Raw genomic sequence first — 20,852 nt, forward strand, 5'->3', positions numbered from 1 at the left:
CCTACGCCCGGAACAGGTGCCGGCGGATCGCCGCCACGTTTCCGAAGATGCGCACCCCGAGCACGACCACCACACCGGTGGACAGCTGACCGCCCACCCCCAACTGGTCACCCAGGTACACGATCAGACCCGCCACCAGCACGTTCGAGATGAACGACACCACGAACTGCTTGTCGTCGAAGATCCGGTCCAGCTTCGCCCGCACGCCGCCGAACACCGCGTCGAGCGCCGCCACCACGGCGATCGGCAGGTACGGCTGCAACGCCGCGGGCACGGTGGGGTCCAGATACACCCCTAGCACCACACCGGCGAGCAACGCCAGCACCGCGATCATCGGCCACCTCCGGAGGGGCTGGGAGACGTCCGCGAGCCGGACGGCCCGGGACTGGTCGAACCGGCGACACCCGAACCCGACGGGCTCGGACTCACCGAGGGCTCGGCGTAGCGTAGCCGTGGCTGCGGCGCGGCCGGCAGCGTGACGCCCTCGGCGTCCTTCACCCCGAACGACAACCCGGTCGTCCGCGCCACCTCACGCATCAGGCTCGCCGCCCGACTGCCGTCGAACCGGTCCCGCATCGACCCCGGACCGATCGCCGTCACCTCGTACGGGCTCGTCACCGGCCGGTAGTCCACCAGGATCGCCTCGCCCGCCGAACGGATCGTCGACGTCGCCGTCAACCGCTGCCCGTTGATCGCAACCGCCTCCGCACCCGCCGCCCACAGCGCGTTCGCCACCTTCTGCAGGTCGGAGTACAACACCCGGGACGGGCCGGCGTCCGCGCCCGTCACCGCGTCCTTGTCCTGCGCCGCGTCGGCCAACCGCACCACCACACCGTCGCCGCGCACCCGCCCCAGGCCGGTGCCCGCCTCCAGGTTCCGCAGCCGGGCCGCCTGCGAGCCGCCCAGCGCCGCGTCACGCTGCCGGCTCACCTCCTCGCGCAACTGGTCCGCCCGGGCGGTCAGCCGGTCCGCCTCGGCCTCCCGCTGCTTGATCTCGGCGATCAGCCCGGCCCGCGCCTTCGCCCGACCCGGCTCGTCGGCCATCGTCTCCCGGTACGCCACCGCGAACAGGAACCCGATCACCACGATCACCACGAGGCTGACCGGCCGAGCCAGCAGCCGACGCAACCGCGACGGCGGCACCTCCCGGCGCCGGGCCGCCGCGTCGCCGTACCCGGGATCGAGAGGGTTGCGGAACAGTTCGGTGAGGAAGTCCGGCGTGTACACCCGCGCCGACGGGTCCCGGCCGTCGCGAACCGGCGCGCTCACGCCGCCGCTCCCGCGCGCCGGGCACGCATCGCCCGCACCAGGCGGCTGGCCTGCACCACGTACATCGCCCCGGCCACCCAGTAGAGCACCAGGCCCCACCAGGCCAGCCCCCACCCGATCGCCCCGGCCACGGTGGCGGCGCCCGGCGCCGCGGCGGCCAGCAGCAGGACCGGGAACGCGGCCAGCAGTAGGAAGGTGGCCGTCTTGCCGACGTAGTGCACCGGCGGTGGCCCGTACCCGTAGCGGCGCAGCACCCCCAGCGACCCGAGCAGCAGCAGCTCGCGGGCCAGCAGCGCAGCGGTGAACTGCCACGGCACCACCTCGCGGGCGGTGAACGCGAGCAGCGTGGCCAGGATGTAGAGGCGGTCGGCGAGCGGATCGAGCAGCTCGCCGAGCCGGCTGACCTGCTGCAGGCGGCGCGCGATCCAGCCGTCCACCCAGTCGCTGGTGCCGCCGATGGCGAGCACCACGATCGCCACCACGTCCGCGCGGACCACCAGGAAGAGGTAGAGGAAGAGGGGCACGCCGGCGAGCCGGACGAGGCTGATCAGATTGGGCAGGGTGAGGACACGGTCCCCCACGACCGCCGTGGTACCGCCCGGAGCCGGATGCTCCGACGGAGCCGGCCGACGCGACACCGAACCTCCCTTCGCAGCACGGTCCGGCGGCCGACCGTGATCGGCCGCTCCAGGCACGTGCGCGTTGCCGGCCGGTCAGCGCCGGCGCCCTCTGCGATCCCGGGCTGGGACCTCCCCGATTGCGGCCCACCATCGTGTCGATCATGGGCCGGCGAGTTGCGCTGCCACTATATCGGGCCGTGCTGGCTCGCCTCGGCTTGCGCTTCCGGTGTCGTCGGCCTGTCTGGTGTGACGGCGCGCACCACCTGTAAGGCATCCTAGGACACTAGTGGAATGGGGCGTGCCGCGGGCGTGGGATCGGGGTCAGGGTCAGGCCGAGCGCGCGGTGGAGCCGGACCCGGCCGGGGCGGCCACCGATGCCGCCTGGCTGAACGCGAGCAGCGCCAGCAGCAGCTCGTGCTGCACCCGGTTGGGCATCCGGTCCAGCACGGCCTGGACCGCCTGGTGCCGCCGCTCGGTCAACTCCCGCAGCAGGCTCTCCGCCGCGGTGGTCGGGATCAGCCGAACCTCGCGCCGGTCGCGGGGGTCGGCCACCCGGCGCAGCAGGCCGACCGCCTCCAGGCGGTCGCAGAGCCGGCTCGCCGACGACGGCACCACGTCCAGCAGCTCGGCCAGCCGATTCACGTTGCTGTGCGGGTGGGCCATGATCAGCGAGAGCACGCGCAGCTGGGTCGGGGACACGCTGACGTTGTGCCGGGTGGTGGCGGAGTCGAGCACACCGATGAGCGCCTCGGCAGCGGCATCAATGGCCGCGGCAAGATTCGGAGGTCGCTCCACCGCTGTCCCCTGCGATCGTCCCGCTCGAATTTCGCCCCGCCGGCCCGGTCACCGCCCGCCGGCGTCCTCCGGTGGGCTGGAACCGCGCCAGTCCAGGCAGACGACGACCGCGTCGTCGCGGAGATCCGCGTCGGCGTGGTACGCGTGCAGTTCGCGCATCACCGTACCAACTGCTTCGGTCGCCGGCTGCAGCCGAGTGGATCGCATCGCGCGCGCCATGGCCTTTTCGCCGTAGGGTCCCTGGCCATCCGGTTCCGCGGCGTACACGCCGTCGCTGACCACGAAGAGCCGGTCCCCCGGCTCGACCGTGAACTCCTGCATGTCGTAGCGGGTCTCGGCGAACATGCCCAGCGGCAACTGCTGCTCCAGCCTGATCGGGGTGACCGTGCCGCCGCGCAGCCGCAGCACGTGCGGCGAGCCGGCGTCCACCGCGCGCACCACGCCCCGCCGGGTGTCCAGCTCCAGCAGCAGCGTGGCCACGTGCCGGCGGCCCCGGTGCTGGTAGAAGATGGTGTCCGAGGCCAGCTCGGCCTGCTCCACCAGACTCCCGCCAGAGCGGCGCGCGTTGCGCATGGCGTTCACCGTCACCGCGGTGAGCAGCGCCGCGGCCAGGCCGCTGCCGGCGCCGTTGAGGACGGTGACGGTGAGCCGGTCCCCGTCGACCGACCAGTCGAAGTGGTCGCCCCCCACCGTGTACGCCGGCTCGAGCTGCCCGGCCAGCAGGAACTCGCCGTGCGTGACGCTGCGCCCGGGCAGCAGGTCCCACTGCATCTCCGCGGCCATGCTGAGCCGCTCCCGCCGGCGGGCGCGGCGGTACCGGTCGGTCTCCCGCTCGGCGGCGCGCAGCGCCACCGCCAGCTCGCCCGCGACATCCCGGGCGTCCTCGACGGTGGCAGCGGCCGGGGCCTCCGGCAGCTCGACCATGAGCACGCCCAGTCGCTCGCCCCAGACCGACAACGGCAGGTAGGCCCGGCAGCGTCCGTCCTCGCCGGTGTCCAGCACCGGCTGCTGGCTGCTGAAGCAGCGCCGCGCCACGCCGTGCCCGTCGGGCAGGGCGCCGTCCGGCGCGGCCGGGTCGAGCACCGGCCAGAGCCCACTGAACCGGTAGTCGGCGATGAACACCTCGGTCCGTGCGGCGCCGAGCGCCCGGCGCAGCGCCCGGTCGGCGGCCTCGGCCAACTGGTCAGGCGGCGCCGCGCGCAGCGCGCGTGACACCTGTCCGAGCCCATCCGGCATGCTCATCCTCCGAGGACGACTATTGCTACAGGGCAAGCATCATACGAAGGACGGACCACGCGCCGACGCCCCGGCTCCGGCCGCCGCCCGACGCCCGTGACGGGCCCGGCTCACCCGCCGCTCGACCTGCGTGAACACCCGCCGGGGTCTCGCACCCCCGGCACACCGCACGGTCCCGCCGAGAGTCACGGGCCAGCTCCGGCGGTATCGCCCCGGCGACGCCCCACCGGCCGCGATACTGGCCCCTGGCGGCCAGGAGGTACAGCGTGAACTCGGCGAACGGCGCGGCGGTGGTGGTCGGCGTGGACGGCTCGGAGCCGGCGCTGCGGGCCGTACGCCTGGCCGCGGAGGAGGCCGCCCGACGGCACCGGCCGCTGCGGGTGGTGCACGGGTTCATCTGGCCGCTGCTGCGCGTACCCGTGGCGGCGCCGGCCGAGGGGCCACCCGGCGGCGGCCTGCGGCACCAGGCCGAGGAACTGGTCGCGGCGGCGGTCGCCGAGGCCGAGCGGACGACGCCCGGGCTGCGGGTCTCCGGGGAGATCATCGACGGGGAGGCCGCAGCGGTGCTGCTCGGCGAGTCCCCCACCGCCACCATGATCGTGCTCGGCGACCGCGGCCTCGGCGGCTTCGCCACCCTGGTGGTCGGGTCGGTCGCCATCCAGGTGGCCTCGTACGCCGACTGCCCGGTGCTGGTGGCCCGCGGCGCGGCCCGGGCCACCGGCCCGGTGGTGGTCGGGGTGGACGGTTCGGCGCTGTCCCGGGCCGCGGTCGAGTTCGCGGTCGAGGAGGCGGCGGTCCGGGGCACCCGGCTACACGCCGTGCACGCGTACACCCACCCGGTCTCCGGCGGCCCCGGCGACATGCAACCGCTGGTCTACGAGGAGAACCAACTCCGCGGCGAGGAGGACCGGATCCTGGCCGAGTCGCTCACCGGGCTGGCCGAGCGCTACCCGGAGGTGCCGGTGACCCGGGAGGCGGTCCACGGGCGGCCGGTCGCCGTGCTCACCGAGGCCTCCCGCGAGGCGCAGCTGGTCGTCGTCGGCGGGCAGGGTCGCGGCGAGCTGAGCGGCCTGCTCCTCGGGTCGGTGAGCCAGGGGGTGCTGCACCACGCCGACTGCCCGGTCACCGTGCTCCGCTCCCCCGGCTGAACGGTTGGCGCCGCCCGCGACGGGTAGACGGTCGGGAAGGCACAACGACCGGAGGAGGCAGGGATGCCAGGACCACGGCCGGGCAGCAATGCGTACGACAAGGAACGGGCGCGCCTGCGCGATCTGATCGAGAATTCCGGGCGGGCCGCCGACCAGGAGGCGAACCAGGTCGCGAACCGGATCCTGCAGGACGACCGCGGCCAGCGGGGCATCGTCCGGGGCGAGCGGACGTTCGGGCCGAAGGGCGAGCGCGAGCCGGGCGACCCGAAGTGAGGGCCGCACCCGTGGTCGACGGCGCCATCGCCGGCGCCGTCGGCACCACCGCGCTGAACGTCGTCAGCTACCTGGACATCGTGCTCCGGGCCCGGCCGGCGAGCAGCACCCCGGAGGAGACCGCCGGGCGCCTGGCGGACGTCGCCCACCTCGACCTCGGGCCCGAGAAGAAGGCCGCCAACCGCCGCTCCGGCCTCGGGGCGGTGATCGGTTACGCGACGGGGATCGCCGCCGGCGCCCTCTTCGGGGTGCTCGCCGCCCGCCGCAGGATTCCAGTGCCGCTGGCGGCGGGTCTGCTCGGCGGCGGCGTGATGGCCACCTCGGACGGGTCGATCGCCGCGCTGGGCGTGTCCGACCCCCGAACCTGGCGACCCGGCGACTGGTTGTCGGATCTCATCCCGCACCTGGCGTACGGAATGGCGGCCGCAGCCACCTGGCGGAGGCTGCGGCCGCCGTCTCGGCGGGGCGGTTAGCCCTGCCGGCCGCTCTCGTCGTCGGCCACCGGCTCGCCGGCCGGGCCGTACGGCGAGACCTGGCCCTTCGGAACCGGCCGCCCCACGTCCGCATTCGACGTGCCGCTGTTGCGCGGGTGCCCGGCCGCGCCGGGGACCTTGCTGTCCTGGCTGGTGCCACCCCGGTTGTTGCGGCGGAACTCCTGCTGCTGCGGATTGACCACGGGTCTCTCCTTCCCAGTGGGAGCACGCGACGTGGGCCGCGCACGTCGACCGGGTACCCGCCGCCGCCGAGCGCATTCCGGGTGCCGCCCGGCGTCTGGACCGGCCCGCGTCGGGTACCTCGACGGGATGCCAGACGATCGGAACGTGACGCAGGTGCTGCTCGACCGGCAGGGCCGCACGTACGCCGAGGAGGCGGGGATCTCCCTCGCCGACCGGCCCGGCCCGCTCTACCAGCTGCTGGTGCTCACCACGCTGCTGAGCACCCGGATCCGGGCCTCGGTGGCGCTCGCCGCGGCCCGGGAACTCTTCGCCGCCGGCTATCGCACCCCCCGGGCGATGGAGGCGGCAAGCTGGCAGGACCGGGTCGACGCGTTGGGCCGGGGCCACTACCGGCGCTACGACGAGCGGACCGCCACCATGCTCGGCACCGGCGCCCGGCTCTGCCTGGACCGGTGGCACGGTGACCTGCGCCGGATGCACAAGGAGGCCGACGGCGACCGGACGGTGCTGCGCCGGTTGCTCACCGAGTTCGCCGGCATCGGCCCGACCGGCGCGGACATCTTCCTGCGCGAGGCGCAGTCGGTCTGGCCGGACGTGCGCCCGTACGCCGACCGGCGGACCCTGGCCGGGGCACGGCGGCTGGGCCTGCCCGCGAACCCGAGCGGGCTGGCCGGGCTGGTCCGCGAGGCGGACTTCGGGCGCCTCGCGTCGGCGCTGGTCCGGGTGGCGCTCGGCGAGGAGTCGGCCGGCGAGGTCAGCCGGGTTGCGGCCGCCGCCCGCTGAGCCCTCCGGTCCGGTGGCTACTTGGCCGGGCCGGGCTTGGTGAGGTGCCAGGCCAGCGCGGCGGCGATCAGGGCGAGCAGCACCACGCCGCCGGAGATGCCGCTGCCCTCGCCACCGGTCGAGCGGTGGCCGGTGGACCCGAAGTAGATGACGGCGAGCCCGGCGAGCGCCGCGATGAACGTCCGCAGTCCTCGGTCTTTCACGCCTCGGACGCTACGGACGATCCGCACCGGTCCGGGGCGTTTCGCCGTACGTTCCCCCGTTCGGGGACGGCCTCACTCCTCCCGGCAGCCGACGGCGGTGCCGCGCAGGCGTACCCGGCGGATCGCCCGGTCGACCACCTCGACCACCTCGACAGTCAGCCCGGGCAGCCGTACCCGCTCCCCCGGCCCGGTGGGCACCCGGCCCAGGCCGGCCATGACCAACCCGGCCACCGTGGTGTACTCCCGTGACAGTGGGAAGGTGACGCGGACCCCGACGTCGGGCAGGTCGTACAGCGGGAAGTCCCCGGGGAGCAGCAGCGCCCCGTCCGGCTCCCGGACGGCCCGGCGCACCTCCGGGTCGGTCTCGTCGTACAGCTCGCCGACGACCTCCTCGAGCAGGTCCTCCATGGTGACCAGGCCGTCGATGCCGCCGTACTCGTCCACCACCAGGGCGAGCTGCTCGTGCTGCTGGCGCAGCCGGCGCATGGCGTCGGCCACCGGGAGGGTTCCGGGGAGCAGCACCGGCGGCCGCGCCCGCTGCCCGGTGCTGGCGCCGTCAGCGTCGACCAGGTCGCGGATGTGCACCACCCCCCGGACGTCGTCCAGCCCGCCCGGGCCGGTGACCGGCGCCCGGGAACGGCCGGCGGCAGCCAGCCGGCGCATCGCCTCCGCCGCCGGCAGCGACGCGGGCAGGACGGTCACGTCGCGGCGGGCCACGAGGATCTCCCGCAGGGTACGGCCGGCGATGTCGAACGCCCCGGCCAGAATCTCCCGCTGCTGCGCCGACAACCCGCGCTGGCTGACCAGCAGCTCCCGCAGCTCCTCCTCGGTCATCTCCTGCCGGCTGGCGCGCGGGTCCCCGCCGGCCAGCCGGACCAGCAGATCGGTGGCCCGGCTGAGGAGCCATACCGCCGGGCGGGACAGCCGGGCCAGCAGGTCCAGCGGCGCGGCGCTGAGCAGCGCCCAGCGTTCCGCCGTCTGCATGGCCAGCCGCTTCGGGGCCAACTCGCCGACGACCAGGGTGACGAAGGTCAGCACCACGGTCACCAGCAGCACGGCCACCGGGTGGGCGGCCCGGCCGAGGAAGCCCAGCGGGCCGACCAGCGGCTCGGCCAGGGACACCGCGGCGGCCGCCGAGGCGAGGAACCCGGCCAGCGTGATGCCGAGCTGGATGGTGGCCAGGTAGCGATTCGGTTCCCGGGCCAGCCGGACCAGCTGCGTCCCGGCACGCCCGGTCCGGCCCAGCCGCCGCAGCTGCCCCTCCCGCAACGTCACCAGGGCCATCTCGCTGCCGGAAAGGGCCGCGTTCACCAGCACCAGGACCAGCACCAGGGCGAGCTGGGCGCCCATCAGTCGTTCTCCAGGTCGTCAAGGGAGATCGCGTGGGTCATCAGCCACCGGGCCAGCGCGGCCATCCCGAACAGCCACAGCGGCGCCGACTCGGTGGTCCCGTTCGTGGCGAAGATGGCGAACCGCAGGTCGGGTGCGCGGTACGCCTCGATCCGCCACCGGTGGTTCTTGTCCCGCCAGACCGCCGAAGGGTCCATGGCGTCACCGTAGGTGACGGGACACGCCGCCGGTGGCGCTTGGCTCACCCGCCGGGCACGAGGTAGCCGCCGAGCAGCACGCCCAGCCCCGCCACCGCGACCGACAGGAGCAGCCCGCCGACCAGCAGCCAACCCAGGCCCGCCCACCCGGAACCCCGTGCCCGGGTCGGCGGCACGTCGCTCCGCCACCGTTCCCGGTAGAGCCAGGCGAGCACGCCGAGGCCGAACGGCAACAGGCCGATCCAGAACCAGAACCACCGGGTGCCGGCCACCGGTGGGGGCCCGGCCACCAGCATGACCAGCCAGCCGAGGCCGAGGGTCAGGCCCAGCAGTCCCGCCGCGTTGGCGAGCGACTCGGCCGGGGCATCTCCGAGTCGGAGGCTGGCGTTCCGGGCGAGCCGGTCGTCCATGGGGTCGGATCCGGTCGCCGAGCCGTCGACGGGCATGTTCGTGTAGCGGATCTGACCGTCGGGACGGCTCCACACGACCATCCAGCCCTCCGAGGCGTACCGGGGCTGCGGCCGGCGTCCCCACGCGCCGGCATCGGTGCTCCAGCCGTCGGCCCGGAACCAGGTGACGACCCGTCCCCCGGCGAGGTCACGGTCCAGCTCCGCCTGGTCGGCGGCGCGGGGAGCCGTCCACCAGGCGAGGGCCGCCCAGACCAGCCAACACCCGACCACCGCGATGGGGAACGCGCGGCGGCCCAGGCGGGACCAGTCCAGGCGGATCCGGGCGCTGCCGGAAGGCGGCATGATCATGAGCCCACCCTCGCACCCCGGTGCAACGGGTCAGCCGGGTGGCGCCACCACCTCGCGCGCGTCGTCGGGCAGGCGCCGGGTGGCGCCGCGCCGGTCCAGCAGTTCCAGCAGCGGCACGGCCACCCGGCGGGTGGTGTCCAGGGCCTGCCGGGCGGCGCTGAGCGTGAACGGCTGCGGCAGCCGGGCGAGCACCCGGACGGCGTCGTCGAGGGCGCCCGGCAGCAGCACCACGTTCTCGGCCAGCCTGAGCAGCGCCCCGGCCCGGACGGCCGCGCCGATCTCGCGGGGGCCGAGGCCGAGGTCGGCGAGGCGGTGCGCCTCGGGGGCCTGTAACGGGCGGTCACCGTACTCGGCTCGGACCCGATCGACCGCGCGGGCGACCGGTTCGGGCAGCGCGTCGGCCGCGGCGGCGGTGACCCGGCCGGACCGCAGCCGCAGCGGTGGGCGCAGCAGCGCCTCGACCAGGGCCCGGTCGGACAGGGCCAGCCGCTGGCGCAGCACGTCGACCGGGACGCCGGGTTCGAGGGGGTGCTCGCGGGCGTACCGGACGACCTCCTCGGTGAGGCACCGGCCGAGGTCCCGCCAGTGGTCGGGGTCGGCCAGCCAGTCGCCGGCCACCGGGGCCGCGGTGACCGGCACCCCCATCCGGGTCAGGTCACCGCCCCGGACCAGCCGCCGGCGGCGCAGCTCCCCGGCCAGGTCCGGCCGGCCGTCCAGCCTCGCCAGGACGCCGGCCCGGGCGGCGGCCGCGCCACGCCGGCCCAGTGGCGGCGGGTCGACGTCCAGCACGGTCACTCCGCCGGCGACGTGGTGCCGCCCGGGGTCGCGCAGCAGGGCCCGGTCGCCGATCAGCAGCGGCAGCGGGCGGGCCAGCCGCAGCCGGACGGTGTCCGGGCCGAGCGGGCGTACCCGGGCCGGCACGGCGGCGGAGCCGACGTGCAGGGTGAGGGTGGCCGGCAGGTCGGCGGCCGGGTCGCCGGCGAGCCGGACGTCCAGCAGGTCGGTCAGCCGGAACCGGCCGGGGCTGAGCAGGGCGTCGCCCCGGGCCACCCGGTCCCGGGACACCCCGCGCAGATTCACCGCCACCCGGGCCACCGCGTCGACCTCGACCCGGGCGGCGTTCAGCGAGTGCACGCCGCGGACCCGGACCGGTTCACCGGTGGCGGCGAGCTCGAGCTGGTCGCCGACGCGCAGCCGACCGCCGCCGAGGGTGCCGGTGACCACCGTGCCGCTGCCCCGGATGGTGAACGAGCGGTCCACCCAGAGCCGGACCGGGGCGTCGAGCGCCGGGGCGGGCAGCCGGGCGACGAGCCGCTCGAGGGCGTCGCGCAGCTCCGCCAGCCCGGCGCCGGTGGTGCCGCTGACCGGCACCGCCTCCACCTCGCCGAGCGAGGTCGCGGCGAGCTCCTGCCGGGCCCGGGCCAGGGCCGGCCCCGGGTCGGCCAGGTCCGCGCGGGTCACCGCCAGCAGCCCGTACGACACTCCGAGCGCGTCCAGCGCGGCCAGGTGCTCGGCGGACTGGGGCATCCAGCCCTCGTCGGCGCCGACCACGACCAGCGCGGCCGGGACCGGGCTGACGCCGGCGAGCATGTTCGGCACGAAGCGCTCGTGCCCGGGCACGTCGACGAAGGCGACGGTGCCGCCGGAGGGCAGCGTGGTCCAGGCGAAGCCGAGGTCGATGGTCATGCCCCGGCGGCGTTCCTCCGCCCACCGGTCGGGTTCCATCCCGGTCAGCGCGCGGACCAGGGTGGACTTGCCGTGGTCGACGTGCCCGGCGGTGGCCACGACCCACACGGTCAGCCACCCACCCGCAGGATCGCCGCCCGCACCGTCTCGTCGGCGTCGGCCGGTACGCAGCGCAGGTCGAGCAGGAGCCGACCGTGCACGACCCGGCCGAGGATCGGCGGCGCGCCGATGCGCAGCGGATCGGCGTACCGCTCGGGCAGGCTCAGCGCCCACGAGTCCAGCTCCACCCCGGGGGCGCCCCCGCCGCCGACCACCGCGGCGCTGGGCACCACCTCGGCCTTGCAGCCGTCCTCGCCGAGCCGGTCGCGCAGCCGCTCGGTGCGGTCGCGCAGCGCGGCCGGGTCGGCGTGCAACGACTCGCGGGTGGGGGTGGTCGGGCCGTGCAGAGTGGCGGCGAGCGCGGCCAGGGTCAGCTTGTCCACCCGTAGGGCCCGGGCCAGGGGGTGCCGACGCAGCCGCTCCACCAGGTCGGCCGCGCCGAGCAGCAGGCCGGCCTGCGGGCCGCCGAGCAGCTTGTCGCCGCTGGCGGTGACCAGGTGGGCGCCGGCGCGCAGGGTGCTGGCGGCGTCCGGCTCGTCGGGCAGCAGCGGATCGGGGGTGAGCAGCCCGGAGCCGATGTCGGCGACCACCGGCACGCCGAGGGTGGCCAGCTCGCCGACCGGCACCGCGGAGGTGAAGCCGCTGACCACGAAGTTCGACGGGTGCACCTTGAGCACGAATCCGGTGCGTGGGCCGATCGCGGCGACGTAGTCGGCGCGGCTGGTGCGGTTGGTGGTGCCGACCTCGCGCAGCCGCGCGCCGGTGCTCTCCAGCAGGTCGGGCAGGCGGAATCCGTCACCGATCTCGACCAGCTCGCCGCGGCTGACCACGATTTCCCGGCCGGCGGCCAGGGCGGTGGCGGCGAGCACCAACGCGGCGGCGCCGTTGTTGACCACGTGTACGGCCGGCGCGTCGGGCACGGCGGCGGCGAGCGCGTCGAGCGCCTCCCGGCCGCGCCGGGCCCGCCGCCCGGTCCGCAGGTCCAGCTCCACGTCGGTGTGCCCGGCGGCGGCGGCGAGCGCCTCGACGGCGGCGGTCGACAGCGGGGCCCGACCGAGGTTGGTGTGCAGCACGACGCCGGTGGCGTTGAGCACCGCCCGGGGCACCGGCGCGGGCAGCTCGGCCAGCGCCGCGTCGCGTACCTCGTCGGGGCTGATCTCGCCGCGGCGGGCGCGCTGCTGGGCCCGGACGACGGCGGCCTTTACCCGGTCACGACCGAGCGCGCCGACGGCGGCGGCGAGGGCCGGGTCCGCGAGCAACGCGTCGGTACGCGGCACCCGCCGCCGCGGGTCGGCGTCACGCATCGGGTCATCTCCCCTGGCACGCCTCGCAGAGGCGGCGTCCCTTGTTGCCTCGCGGAGGCAGTGTTCCCCTGGTTGCCTGGCGGAGACGGACGGGAATCGAACCCGCCTGGCCCGGGTCCCGGACCACACCGGTTTTGAAGACCGGGAGGGGCACCAGCCGCCTGAACGCCTCCACTCAGCACTTAACCACATGCGATCTCCAGCCGCCTGTGGAGGGGCGTACCCGTCCCCGATCAGGGACCGGACGTCTCGAAGTGGGGCCGGGGCTCGCCGGGAGCGGTGGGCAGGCGGGTGATCGGCGGCAGCACCAGCGCGACGAAAGCGAGGATGCCGATGACCGTGAAGGGCAGGGTGTAGCTCTTGCCGCTGGCGTCGTAGAGCAGCGCGGTGAGCAGCGGCCCCACGACTCCCCCGATGCTCCAGGCCACGATCATCGCCCCGTAGATGGCGCCCGCGTTCGGGGTGCCGAAGTAGTCGGCGGCGGTCGCCGGCATGGTGCCGAAGCCACCCCCGTAGGCGAGGTAGACCAGGGCGGCGAAGACCGCGAAGAGCCAGAAGGCGGAGGAGTGCGGCAGGATCAGGAAGCAGATTCCCTGCAGGGCGAGCATGCCGATGAACGCGCTCATCCGGCCGATCCGGTCGGACAGCCACGCCCAGGCCACCCGCCCACCGCCGTTGAACAGGCCGAGGATGCCGACCAGTCCGGCGGCGGTCGCGGCGCTCACGCCGGCCACCGCCTGGGCGGCGTCCGCGGCCTGGGAGATCAGCGCGATACCGCACGTCACGTTGAGCGTGAGGATCAGGGTGAGCAGGTACCACTGCCGGGTGCGCAGGGCCTCGCCGAAGGTGTAGACCCGGGTGCCGGCGACGGCCCGGCCGCCGACCGCCGGGGTGAAGCCCGGCACCTGGTACCCGGGCGGCGGATTGCGGAAGAACGACGCGCCGAGCAGCACCGCGACCAGGTAGGCGATGCCCAGCGGCAGGAAGACGCTGGTCTTGTGGTCGGTCCCGGCCAGCAGCGCCTTCGCCACCGGTGCGGTGATCACGGCGCCGAAGCCGAAGCCGGCGACCGCGATCCCGGTGATCAACCCGCGTTTGTCGGGGAACCACTTGCTGAGCATGGCGATCGGCGTGATGTACACGGCGCCGAGCCCGATGCCGCCCATCACCCCGTAGGTGAGCAGCAGCAGCCACAGCTGGCCGCTGGACGACACCAGCGACGCCAGCATGGTGCCGACGGCGTAGAGGATCCCGCCGCCCAGCGCGACCGGCCGCGGCCCGCGGCGATCCTGGATGCGCCCGCCCACCAGGCTGCCGATGAAGATGGTCCCGATCGCCACCTCGAACGGCAGCACCACCTCGGCCTTGCTCCACCCGAACTCGGCCTGGAGCGGCTTGTTGAAGACGCTCCAAGCGTAGACGGCACCCAGCGCGAGTTGGACGAGCACGGCCGCCACCACGAGACCCCACCGGCCTCGCGTCGGTTGTCGATGTCCCCGCGAATCCGCGGATGTTGTGGCCATGAGCGGTACCCCCGTATCGGCTCATGGGCCTGGCGCCTGCCGTGTGTCTACCCCGAATTCGGGCCGGCGCCCGGCCCGTTGACGTCTGGTGCCCGGTTTTCGCGACGCCCTGCACGTTCCCGCTGCGGCACCACGGTGTACTTCGGGTCCTTCGCCGAGGCGACCCCGCCATGGAAGATGCCGAACCGGGTGCAGAGCGAGGCGGCGAGCAGCGCGCCGCCGGCGAGCGCGGACAGCAGCCGGCTACGCCGGCCGACCAGCGCGCCCACGACCCCGGCGGCGGTCAGCGCCCGCCCGGCCCGCAGCAGCTTGCCGGGGGTCCCGACCGTGTAAGGCTCGCTGAGCAGGCCGAGTCGGTTCTCCACCCGGTGCGAGCCCCACAGCTCCAGGGCCGCGCCGGCGACGGCGAGGCGCCGCGCCGGGCCGGCCTGTGCGGTGGGCGCGGCGAGCAGCCCCACGCCAGCGCCGCTGGCCAGCGCGCTGCCCGCGAAGATGGTCGGCAGCTCCGGGTACGCCTCGTGCCAGGACGGCACCGCCGTGTCGGCGAGCAGCACGCCGGTGTAGGTGGACAGCGCCGGGGCGGTGGCCGCGGCGACCAGCCCGGCGGCGTGCCCGACCGGGGGCAGCAGCCGCCGGCCGAGGCCGAGCAGGCCCCGCTCGGGCAGCCAGGGTACGGCCTCGGCGATCGCGGCGACCCCGGCGGCCGGCCCGAAGGTGCTCAGGATCCAGGTGCCCATCGACATCGGCGAGGTCGGCTTCGCCACCCGCAGCATGTGGTGGAACCGGCTCGGCCGGCCCAGGTCGTGGACGAGGAAGTACGTGCTGGCGCTGATCGCCGCGAGCGAGGTGAGCCGGCCGGCCCGGCGCAGCGCCGGCCGGCCGGTGAGCTGCCCACCGGCCGCCAGCAGGGAGGACCCGGCCGCGAGCCCGCCGGTGAACAGGTACGCGGCGATGTCCCACTTCCACACCGGCGGCTTGAGGATCGGCCGGCCGTAGTACGAGGTGAACTCGGCGGGCGGCACCGCGAGTTCCTCCCCGCCGCCACGCCGGCGGCGGCCGCCGCGCCCGTCGGTGAAGGGGGCGTCGCGGGGCGGCTGCGGCGCCAGGCCGGCCTCGGCCGCCCCGGCGTCGGTGCGCGCCACGCCGGCCCCACTGCCGGTCGCCCGGCTCCCGTTCGGGATCGCCGGAGCGGCACCCGCCTTCGGGGCGTGGCCGCCCGGCGTACCGGGGCGGGCCAGCCCCTCGACGGCGAGCCGCTCACGGAAGCGGCGGAAGAGGTCACCGACGGGAGGGCGGTCCGGACTCACGATGAACCTCCGACGAACGCGGCGACGGCCGCCGCCGCCATGGCCAGGGCGGCCAGCCCGGCCCGCTTCCACATCTTCGGCAGGTCCCGGGTGGTGACCACCGGGTCCGGCGGCAGGCCGTAGACCTCCGGCTCGTCGAGGAGCAGGAAGAACGCGCCGTCGCCACCGACGCCGTCGGTGGGGTCGTGGCCGTAGAGGCGGGCCTCCGGCACCCCGCGTTCGTGCAGCTGGGCCACCCGCGCGGCGGCGCGTTCCCGCAGCTCGTCCAGCGGCCCGAACTGGATCGACTCCGTCGGGCAGGCCTGCGCGCACGCCGGGGTCTTGCCGGCGCCCAGCCGGTCGTAGCAGAGCGTGCACTTCCACGCCCGGCCGTCGTCCTTGCGCTGGTCGATCACGCCGTAGGGGCAGGCGGAGATGCAGTATCCGCAGCCGTTGCAGATGTCCTCCTGCACCACGACCGTGCCGAACTCGGTCCGGAACAGGGACCCGGTCGGGCAGACGTCCAGGCAGGCGGCGTGGGTGCAGTGCTTGCAGACGTCCGACATCATCAGCCAGCGGAAGTCGCTGCGCGACTCCGCGCCGGTGGCCCGGCCGGGTGGCTGCGCGGCGGGCATGCCGAGGAACTCCGGCCCGGCGGCCATCCGCGCGGCGGCCGCCGGCTGACCGGGAGGTAGGCCGGGGTCGGTGCCGGTGTCCTCCGCCGTATCGGCGGCGGCCGCCGCACTGGCCGGGCTGGCCGCCGCCCCGGTCGGCTCGCCGGCGAACGGCGGGGTGCGGTGCCCGGCCGGGCGGGGCTGCTCGATGAAGGCGACGTGCCGCCACGAGTTGGCGGTGAGCGCCCCGGTGTTGTCGTAGGACATGCCGAGCAGGTCGAAGCCCGACGCCGGGACGGCGTTCCACTCCTTGCAGGCGACCTCGCAGGCCTTGCAGCCGATGCAGACGCTGGTGTCGGTGAAGAAGCCCATCCGGGGCGGCGCGTCGGTCCACCCGGCGTCCGGGGCGGGATCGAGCGGCCCGTAGAGGCTGTTGGTGTCAGGCATCCCCGCCTCCACCGCCCTGTGCCGCCTGCTCCGGCGTCTGCTCGTCGCCGATGGCGGGCCCGCTGGCCGCGTCGGAGGTGACCACCGGCACCTTCCGGTACGGGGTCATACCGGCGCGCCGCTGGTAGTCGCCCACCAGGTCGAGCAGCGCTGGTCCGGTGGGCCGGCGGCCCGGCCGGACGTCACAGGTGCCGACCTTGCTCTCCTGGATGAGCACGTTCGGGTCCAAGGCGATGCCGAACAGGTCGTTCGCCGAGTCGCCGGTGACCAGGCCCTGCGGGCCGAAGTGGTACGGCAGCCAGATCTGGTGGATCAGCCGGTCGTCCACCCGCAACGGGGTGAGCCGGTCGGTGACCAGCACCTTCGCCTCGATCACCGCCCGCCCACTGATCAGGTGCGCCCAGCCCAGGTGGTCCAGTCCGACCTCGCCGGCCAGCTCCGGAGAAACCTCCACGAACATCTCCGGCTGGAGTTCGGCGAGCGGCCGTACGGTGCGGCTCATTCCGCCAGCGGTGTGGTGCTCGGTGAGCCGGCTGACCGTGAAGACGTATGGGAAGACTTGGCTATGCGGCTCCGGCGGACTCGGATTGATCCGGTTCACCGGGTGCTCGTAGATCTTGCGGGTCGGGTTGGCCTGCTGGCCGTACAACGGGTTGCGCATCGGGGACTCGGCGGGCTCGTAGTGGGTCGGCAGCGGTCCGTCGAGCACCCCGGTCGGCGCGTACAGCCAGGCCTTACCGTCGCCCTGCATGACGAAGGGATCGTCACCGGCCAGCCCCTCGGGGCCCGAGGCGCCCGCTGGCGGCCGGTACGTCGGCGGCTTGGTCTTCTCGAAGTCCGGCACGTCGTACCCGGTCCACTCGCGCTTCTCGCCGTCCCACCAGACGTACTTCTTCCGCTCGCTCCAGGGCCTGCCGTCGGGATCGGCCGAGGCGCGGTTGTAGAGGATCCGCCGGTTGGCCGGCCAGGCCCAGCCCCACTCCGGGGCCACCCAGGTCTGCTCCGATCCGGGCTTTCGGCGGGCGGCCTGGTTGACCCCGTCGGCGTAGACCCCCGAGTAGATCCAGCAGCCGATCGCGGTGGAGCCGTCGTCCTTCGCCTCGGCGAACGCGGACAGCGGGCGGCCGGTGGCCACCTCGTAGCCGTTGATCTCCTTCAGCACCGCCTCGGCGCTCGGCTCGGCGAGCGGACCGTGCGTCGGATAGTCCCAGGCCAGGTCGAGCAGCGCCCGGTCGCGGGGCTTGGTGGAGGCGGCCAGCCTCTCCCGCAGCTTGCGTCCGAGATGGTAGAAGAACCACAGCTCGGACCGGCAGTCACCCGGGGGGTCCAGGGCCTTCTCCCGCCACTGCAGCAGCCGCTGGGTCTGGGTGAAGGTGCCCTCCTTCTCCACGTGCGAGGCCGCCGGCAGGAAGAACACCTCCGTCCGGCACTCCTCCGGCACGATCTCGTCGGTGGCCACCTCGGGACTGTTCTGCCAGAACGTCGCGCTCTCGATCAGGAACAGGTCACGGACGACCAGCCAGTCGAGATTCGCCAGGCCCAGCCGCTGGGCCCGGCCGTGCGCCGAGCCGACCGCCGGGTTCTGGCCGAGCAGGAAGTAGCCCTTCACGTTGCCGTCGATCATGTTCAGCACCGTCTGGTACGTCCCGTGGTCGCCGGTCATCCGGGGCATGTAGCCGTAGCAGAAGTCGTTCTCCGGTGTGGCCGCGTCGCCCCAGTACGCCTTGAGCAAACTGGCCGCGAAGGCCCGCGAGTTGCCCCAGAAGCCCTTCTGCCCGGGGTGCCGGATCCGGTCCACCCAGTTGTCGAAGGTCGGGTGGATGGCGTGGTGCGGCATCGGCAGGTAGCCCGGCAGCAGGTTGAACAGCGTGGGGATGTCCGTGGAGCCCTGGATGCTGGCATGCCCGCGCAGGGCCATGATCCCGCCGCCCGGCCGCCCCACGTTCCCCAGCAGCAGCTGGATGATCGCCCCGGTGCGGATGTACTGCACACCGACGCTGTGCTGGGTCCAGCCCACCGAGTAGACCAGCACGCCAGTCCGATCCCGGCCGGAGTTCTCCGTCCAGGCGCGGGCCAGCTCGAGGAACTTCTCCTGCGGGATGCCGCAGACGCGCTCCACCATCTCCGGGGTGTAGCGGGCGAAGTGCCGCTTGAGGATCTGGTAGACGCAGCGCGGATGCTGCAGCGTGTCGTCGCGCTGGACATCCGAAGGCAGCGGCATGCCGTGCGACTCGTGCCGCAGGCCCGCCGCGCTGTCACGCTCCCGGCCGGTTCCCCTGATCCGCGTGCGCCCCTCGTGTCCCTCGTACTGCCAGCTGGTCTCGTCGTACGAGCCGGTCTCCGAGTGGTAGCCGGAGAAGAGACCGTCCAGGTCCTCGGTATCGACGAACTGCTCGCTGACGATGGTGGCCGCGTTGGTGTAGGCGACGACGTACTCCCGGAAGTCGAGCTCGTTGTCGAGGATGTACCGGACCACGCCGCCGAGCAGCGCGATGTCGGTGCCCGCCCGGATCGGCAGGTACGTGTCCGCGAGCGCGCTGGTCCGGGTGAACCGGGGATCGACGTGGAAAACCTTGGCGCCGCGCTTCTTGGCCTCCATCACCCACTGGAAGCCCACCGGGTGGGCCTCAGCCATGTTCGAGCCCTGAATGACGATGACGTCAGCGTTGACCAGGTCCTGCTGGAAGACCGTCGCGCCACCGCGACCGAAGCTGGTCCCCAGACCGGGGACGGTAGCCGAGTGTCAAATCCGGGCCTGGTTCTCGATCTGCAGTGCGCCCGCCGCCGTGAACAACTTCTTGATGAGGTAGTTCTCCTCATTGTCCAGCGTCGCCCCACCCAGGCTGGCGATGCCCAGCGTCCGGTTCAACGGCCGGCCCTCGTCGTCGACGTCCTCCCACGTCTCATCGCGGGCAGCGAGGACGCGGTCGGCGATCATGTCGAGCGCGACCTCGAGGTCCAGGTCCTCCCACTCGGTCCCGTACGGCCGGCGGTAACGGACCTTCGTCTGCCGCAGCGGACTGGCCACCAGGCTCTTGCTTGCCGAGCCCTTCGGGCAGAGCCGACCGCGCGAGATCGGACTGTCCGGATCACCCTCGATCTGGGTGACCCGCCCGTCCTTCACGAACACCCGCTGCCCGCAGCCCACCGCGCAGTACGGGCAGACCGACCGGGCCATGCTGTCGGCCGTCTCGGTACGCGCGGTCAGGGCCGCCGAATTGGCCGACTGGGCCGCCGCACCCCGGCCGAGCGGGTCAGTGCCGGTGAGCTGCCGGTAGACCGGCCAACCCTCGATGAAGGTCTTCAGACCCACCCGGAACACCCCCTCCCCCGCTGGCGGAAGCTGACCTCCTGACACTAGGCCAGCCACCGGGCGCCCGCGACCTGACCGGCAGATCATTTTTCCCCAAGGCGCGTGGTTTGAAGCGGTGGCCGCTGGCAATGAGCGGCCCATGCCAGGGACCCGCGGATGACCCCGGTGCTGCTGGTGGTGGCGAAGGCGCCGGTGCCCGGCCTGGTCAAGACCCGGCTCTGCCCGCCGGCGACGCCCGACGAGGCGGCCGACATCGCCGCCGCCGCGCTGCTGGACACCCTCGACGCGGTCACCGCGACCCCCGGCGTCACCCCGGCCCTCGCCCTCTGCGGCTCGCTGAGCCGGGCGGTCCGCGGTACCGAGCTCGCCCGCGCCGTCCGGGGCTGGCACCTGCTCGACCAACGCGGCGGCGGGTTCACCGACCGGCTGATCGCCGCGCACGCCGAGGTGGCCGCCCGTTTCCCCGGCTGCCCGGTCCTGCAGATCGGCATGGACACGCCGCAGTTGCGCCCGCCGGTGCTCGACCGGGCCGTCCGCCGGCTGTCCGGCACCGCCGCGGCCCTGCTCGGTCCGGCCGCTGACGGCGGCTGGTGGGCGCTGGGGCTGCACGACCCCCGCCAGGCGGAGGCGCTGCGCGGGGTGCCGCTGTCGCGCGGGGACACCGGGCTGCGTACCCGGCGGGCGCTGCGCGCCCGGGGGCTGCGGGTGGTCAGCCTGCCGCTGCTCAGCGACGTCGACACGATGGCCGACGCGGTCGCGGTGGCGGCGACCGCCCCGCACGGCCGTTTCGCCACTGCCGTCGCGGCGGTGCTCGCCCCCGCGGGTCCGGCCTGACGGGGACACGCTAAGACAGCGGCGCCCCGGCTTGTGGCCGGGGCGCCGCTGGGCGTCGGTGTGCCGGTCGCCTCTCGGCGAGTGGCACGACGCGGCTCCAGCCGGACGGTATTCCGCGAAGGCAATTTGGGTGAGGCCCGGGGACACTGGACACACCGACGCTCTGCACAACGGTACGGGGTGGTTCGTTCTTCCGCCGCTCGCGGTGACCGCTGTCACCTGGGTGGTTGCGCTTTAGGGCTGGGGGCGAGGGTGCCCGGCTCCGGGCGGTCAGGCTTGATCCCTGCGCCGGTCACCCTCGCCCCCAGCCCCGTCGTGGTCGTCCGCCGCTGTCGTGTTCTGGGTACGCAAAAGGCCGCTGGCCGGCACCCCTGTGTCGGGGTGCCGGCCAGCGGCGTGATTGCGTTTGTCAGTTGTTCCAGTGCTGGGCGACGAGG

At 74.3% G+C, this 20,852-nt stretch carries 21 protein-coding genes and 1 tRNA gene; 5 read left to right on the forward strand and 17 right to left on the reverse strand.

Translation table 11 applies throughout. The annotated features are described in order from the left end of the window. Position 1: 1 nt before the first annotated feature. The 5 genes from ACFYOS_RS21235 to ACFYOS_RS21255 all read right to left on the reverse strand — a co-directional run bounded on the left by ACFYOS_RS21235 (position 2) and on the right by ACFYOS_RS21255 (position 3,920). The gene (locus ACFYOS_RS21235; RefSeq protein WP_007071104.1) at positions 2-334 is read right to left on the reverse strand and encodes a small basic family protein; all 333 of its coding nucleotides are present in this window, start codon (positions 332-334) and stop codon (positions 2-4) included. Continuing rightward, on the reverse strand, positions 331-1,269 hold the full coding sequence (locus ACFYOS_RS21240) for a DUF881 domain-containing protein (RefSeq protein ID WP_387144137.1): 939 nt from the start codon (positions 1,267-1,269) through the stop codon (positions 331-333). Before ACFYOS_RS21240 ends, ACFYOS_RS21235 begins: the two co-directional genes overlap by 4 nt. Then, positions 1,266-1,907: a CDP-alcohol phosphatidyltransferase family protein gene (locus ACFYOS_RS21245; RefSeq protein WP_387144140.1), complete on the reverse strand. Its 642-nt coding sequence runs from the start codon at positions 1,905-1,907 to the stop codon at positions 1,266-1,268. The genes ACFYOS_RS21240 and ACFYOS_RS21245 overlap by 4 nt, the downstream gene beginning before the upstream one ends. A gap of 309 nt (positions 1,908-2,216) precedes the next feature. Further along, the gene (locus ACFYOS_RS21250) at positions 2,217-2,684 is read right to left on the reverse strand and encodes a MarR family transcriptional regulator (RefSeq protein WP_387144143.1); all 468 of its coding nucleotides are present in this window, start codon (positions 2,682-2,684) and stop codon (positions 2,217-2,219) included. Positions 2,685-2,732: 48 nt separating this feature from the next. Continuing rightward, positions 2,733-3,920, reverse strand: coding sequence for a PP2C family protein-serine/threonine phosphatase (locus ACFYOS_RS21255; protein ID WP_387144146.1), 1,188 nt, complete (start codon positions 3,918-3,920; stop codon positions 2,733-2,735). A 266-nt stretch (positions 3,921-4,186) separates the two neighbouring features. Here ACFYOS_RS21255 and ACFYOS_RS21260 point away from each other — a divergent pair, with 266 nt between their 5' ends. The 3 genes from ACFYOS_RS21260 (at position 4,187) to ACFYOS_RS21270 (ending at position 5,814) form a co-directional block, all read left to right on the forward strand. Then, complete coding sequence (locus tag ACFYOS_RS21260; protein ID WP_387144148.1) at positions 4,187-5,068, forward strand: universal stress protein; 882 nt, start codon at positions 4,187-4,189, stop codon at positions 5,066-5,068. 63 nt (positions 5,069-5,131) lie between these two features. Further along, positions 5,132-5,341 (forward strand): phosphatidylethanolamine-binding protein, encoded by a 210-nt coding sequence (locus ACFYOS_RS21265; protein WP_073833194.1) that lies wholly within the window; start codon positions 5,132-5,134, stop codon positions 5,339-5,341. Continuing rightward, on the forward strand, positions 5,338-5,814 hold the full coding sequence (locus ACFYOS_RS21270; protein WP_387144152.1) for a hypothetical protein: 477 nt from the start codon (positions 5,338-5,340) through the stop codon (positions 5,812-5,814). Before ACFYOS_RS21265 ends, ACFYOS_RS21270 begins: the two co-directional genes overlap by 4 nt. Here ACFYOS_RS21270 and ACFYOS_RS21275 read toward each other — a convergent pair. Next, positions 5,811-6,017: a hypothetical protein gene (locus ACFYOS_RS21275; RefSeq protein WP_387144155.1), complete on the reverse strand. Its 207-nt coding sequence runs from the start codon at positions 6,015-6,017 to the stop codon at positions 5,811-5,813. The genes ACFYOS_RS21270 and ACFYOS_RS21275 overlap by 4 nt on opposite strands. Before the next feature lie 127 nt (positions 6,018-6,144). Between ACFYOS_RS21275 and ACFYOS_RS21280 the strand changes: the two genes are divergently transcribed. Continuing rightward, positions 6,145-6,801 carry a hypothetical protein gene (locus tag ACFYOS_RS21280; RefSeq protein ID WP_387144158.1) on the forward strand — a complete coding sequence of 219 codons (657 nt, stop codon included), beginning with the start codon at positions 6,145-6,147 and terminating at the stop codon, positions 6,799-6,801. Positions 6,802-6,818: 17 nt separating this feature from the next. Here the strand turns inward: ACFYOS_RS21280 and ACFYOS_RS21285 are convergent, their stop codons facing one another. The 11 genes from ACFYOS_RS21285 to fdh all read right to left on the reverse strand — a co-directional run bounded on the left by ACFYOS_RS21285 (position 6,819) and on the right by fdh (position 19,581). Then, positions 6,819-7,004 carry a hypothetical protein gene (locus ACFYOS_RS21285; RefSeq protein WP_387144208.1) on the reverse strand — a complete coding sequence of 62 codons (186 nt, stop codon included), beginning with the start codon at positions 7,002-7,004 and terminating at the stop codon, positions 6,819-6,821. A gap of 72 nt (positions 7,005-7,076) precedes the next feature. Then, positions 7,077-8,354, reverse strand: coding sequence for a hemolysin family protein (locus ACFYOS_RS21290; protein WP_387144161.1), 1,278 nt, complete (start codon positions 8,352-8,354; stop codon positions 7,077-7,079). After that, the gene (locus ACFYOS_RS21295; protein WP_109944258.1) at positions 8,354-8,551 is read right to left on the reverse strand and encodes a hypothetical protein; all 198 of its coding nucleotides are present in this window, start codon (positions 8,549-8,551) and stop codon (positions 8,354-8,356) included. The genes ACFYOS_RS21290 and ACFYOS_RS21295 overlap by 1 nt, the downstream gene beginning before the upstream one ends. A 44-nt stretch (positions 8,552-8,595) precedes the next feature. Next, the gene (locus ACFYOS_RS21300) at positions 8,596-9,309 is read right to left on the reverse strand and encodes a hypothetical protein (protein WP_387144164.1); all 714 of its coding nucleotides are present in this window, start codon (positions 9,307-9,309) and stop codon (positions 8,596-8,598) included. Positions 9,310-9,339: 30 nt separating this feature from the next. Continuing rightward, the gene (gene selB, locus ACFYOS_RS21305) at positions 9,340-11,103 is read right to left on the reverse strand and encodes a selenocysteine-specific translation elongation factor (RefSeq protein WP_387144167.1); all 1,764 of its coding nucleotides are present in this window, start codon (positions 11,101-11,103) and stop codon (positions 9,340-9,342) included. A gap of 2 nt (positions 11,104-11,105) precedes the next feature. Continuing rightward, positions 11,106-12,398 (reverse strand): L-seryl-tRNA(Sec) selenium transferase, encoded by a 1,293-nt coding sequence (gene selA / locus ACFYOS_RS21310; RefSeq protein WP_387144170.1) that lies wholly within the window; start codon positions 12,396-12,398, stop codon positions 11,106-11,108. Between the two features lie 77 nt (positions 12,399-12,475). After that, positions 12,476-12,571, reverse strand: a tRNA-Sec gene (locus ACFYOS_RS21315). A gap of 60 nt (positions 12,572-12,631) precedes the next feature. Continuing rightward, the gene (locus ACFYOS_RS21320; RefSeq protein WP_387144173.1) at positions 12,632-13,846 is read right to left on the reverse strand and encodes an OFA family MFS transporter; all 1,215 of its coding nucleotides are present in this window, start codon (positions 13,844-13,846) and stop codon (positions 12,632-12,634) included. 122 nt (positions 13,847-13,968) lie between these two features. Beyond that, entirely contained in the window at positions 13,969-15,228 is a 1,260-nt protein-coding gene (gene nrfD / locus ACFYOS_RS21325; RefSeq protein ID WP_387144176.1) for an NrfD/PsrC family molybdoenzyme membrane anchor subunit, read from the reverse strand. Then, a complete protein-coding gene (locus ACFYOS_RS21330; protein ID WP_387144179.1) occupies positions 15,225-16,268 on the reverse strand; it encodes a 4Fe-4S dicluster domain-containing protein in 1,044 nt (347 codons plus the stop codon). Before ACFYOS_RS21330 ends, nrfD begins: the two co-directional genes overlap by 4 nt. Next, positions 16,261-19,581, reverse strand: coding sequence for a formate dehydrogenase (gene fdh, locus ACFYOS_RS21335; RefSeq protein ID WP_387144182.1), 3,321 nt, complete (start codon positions 19,579-19,581; stop codon positions 16,261-16,263). Before fdh ends, ACFYOS_RS21330 begins: the two co-directional genes overlap by 8 nt. A 156-nt stretch (positions 19,582-19,737) precedes the next feature. Between fdh and ACFYOS_RS21340 the strand changes: the two genes are divergently transcribed. After that, entirely contained in the window at positions 19,738-20,415 is a 678-nt protein-coding gene (locus ACFYOS_RS21340; RefSeq protein WP_387144184.1) for a DUF2064 domain-containing protein, read from the forward strand. The last annotated feature ends 437 nt before the right edge of the window (positions 20,416-20,852 follow it).

Origin of the sequence: Micromonospora sp. NPDC005806, assembly GCF_042871425.1 — a bacterium.
In the GTDB taxonomy this organism is placed as follows: domain Bacteria; phylum Actinomycetota; class Actinomycetes; order Mycobacteriales; family Micromonosporaceae; genus Micromonospora.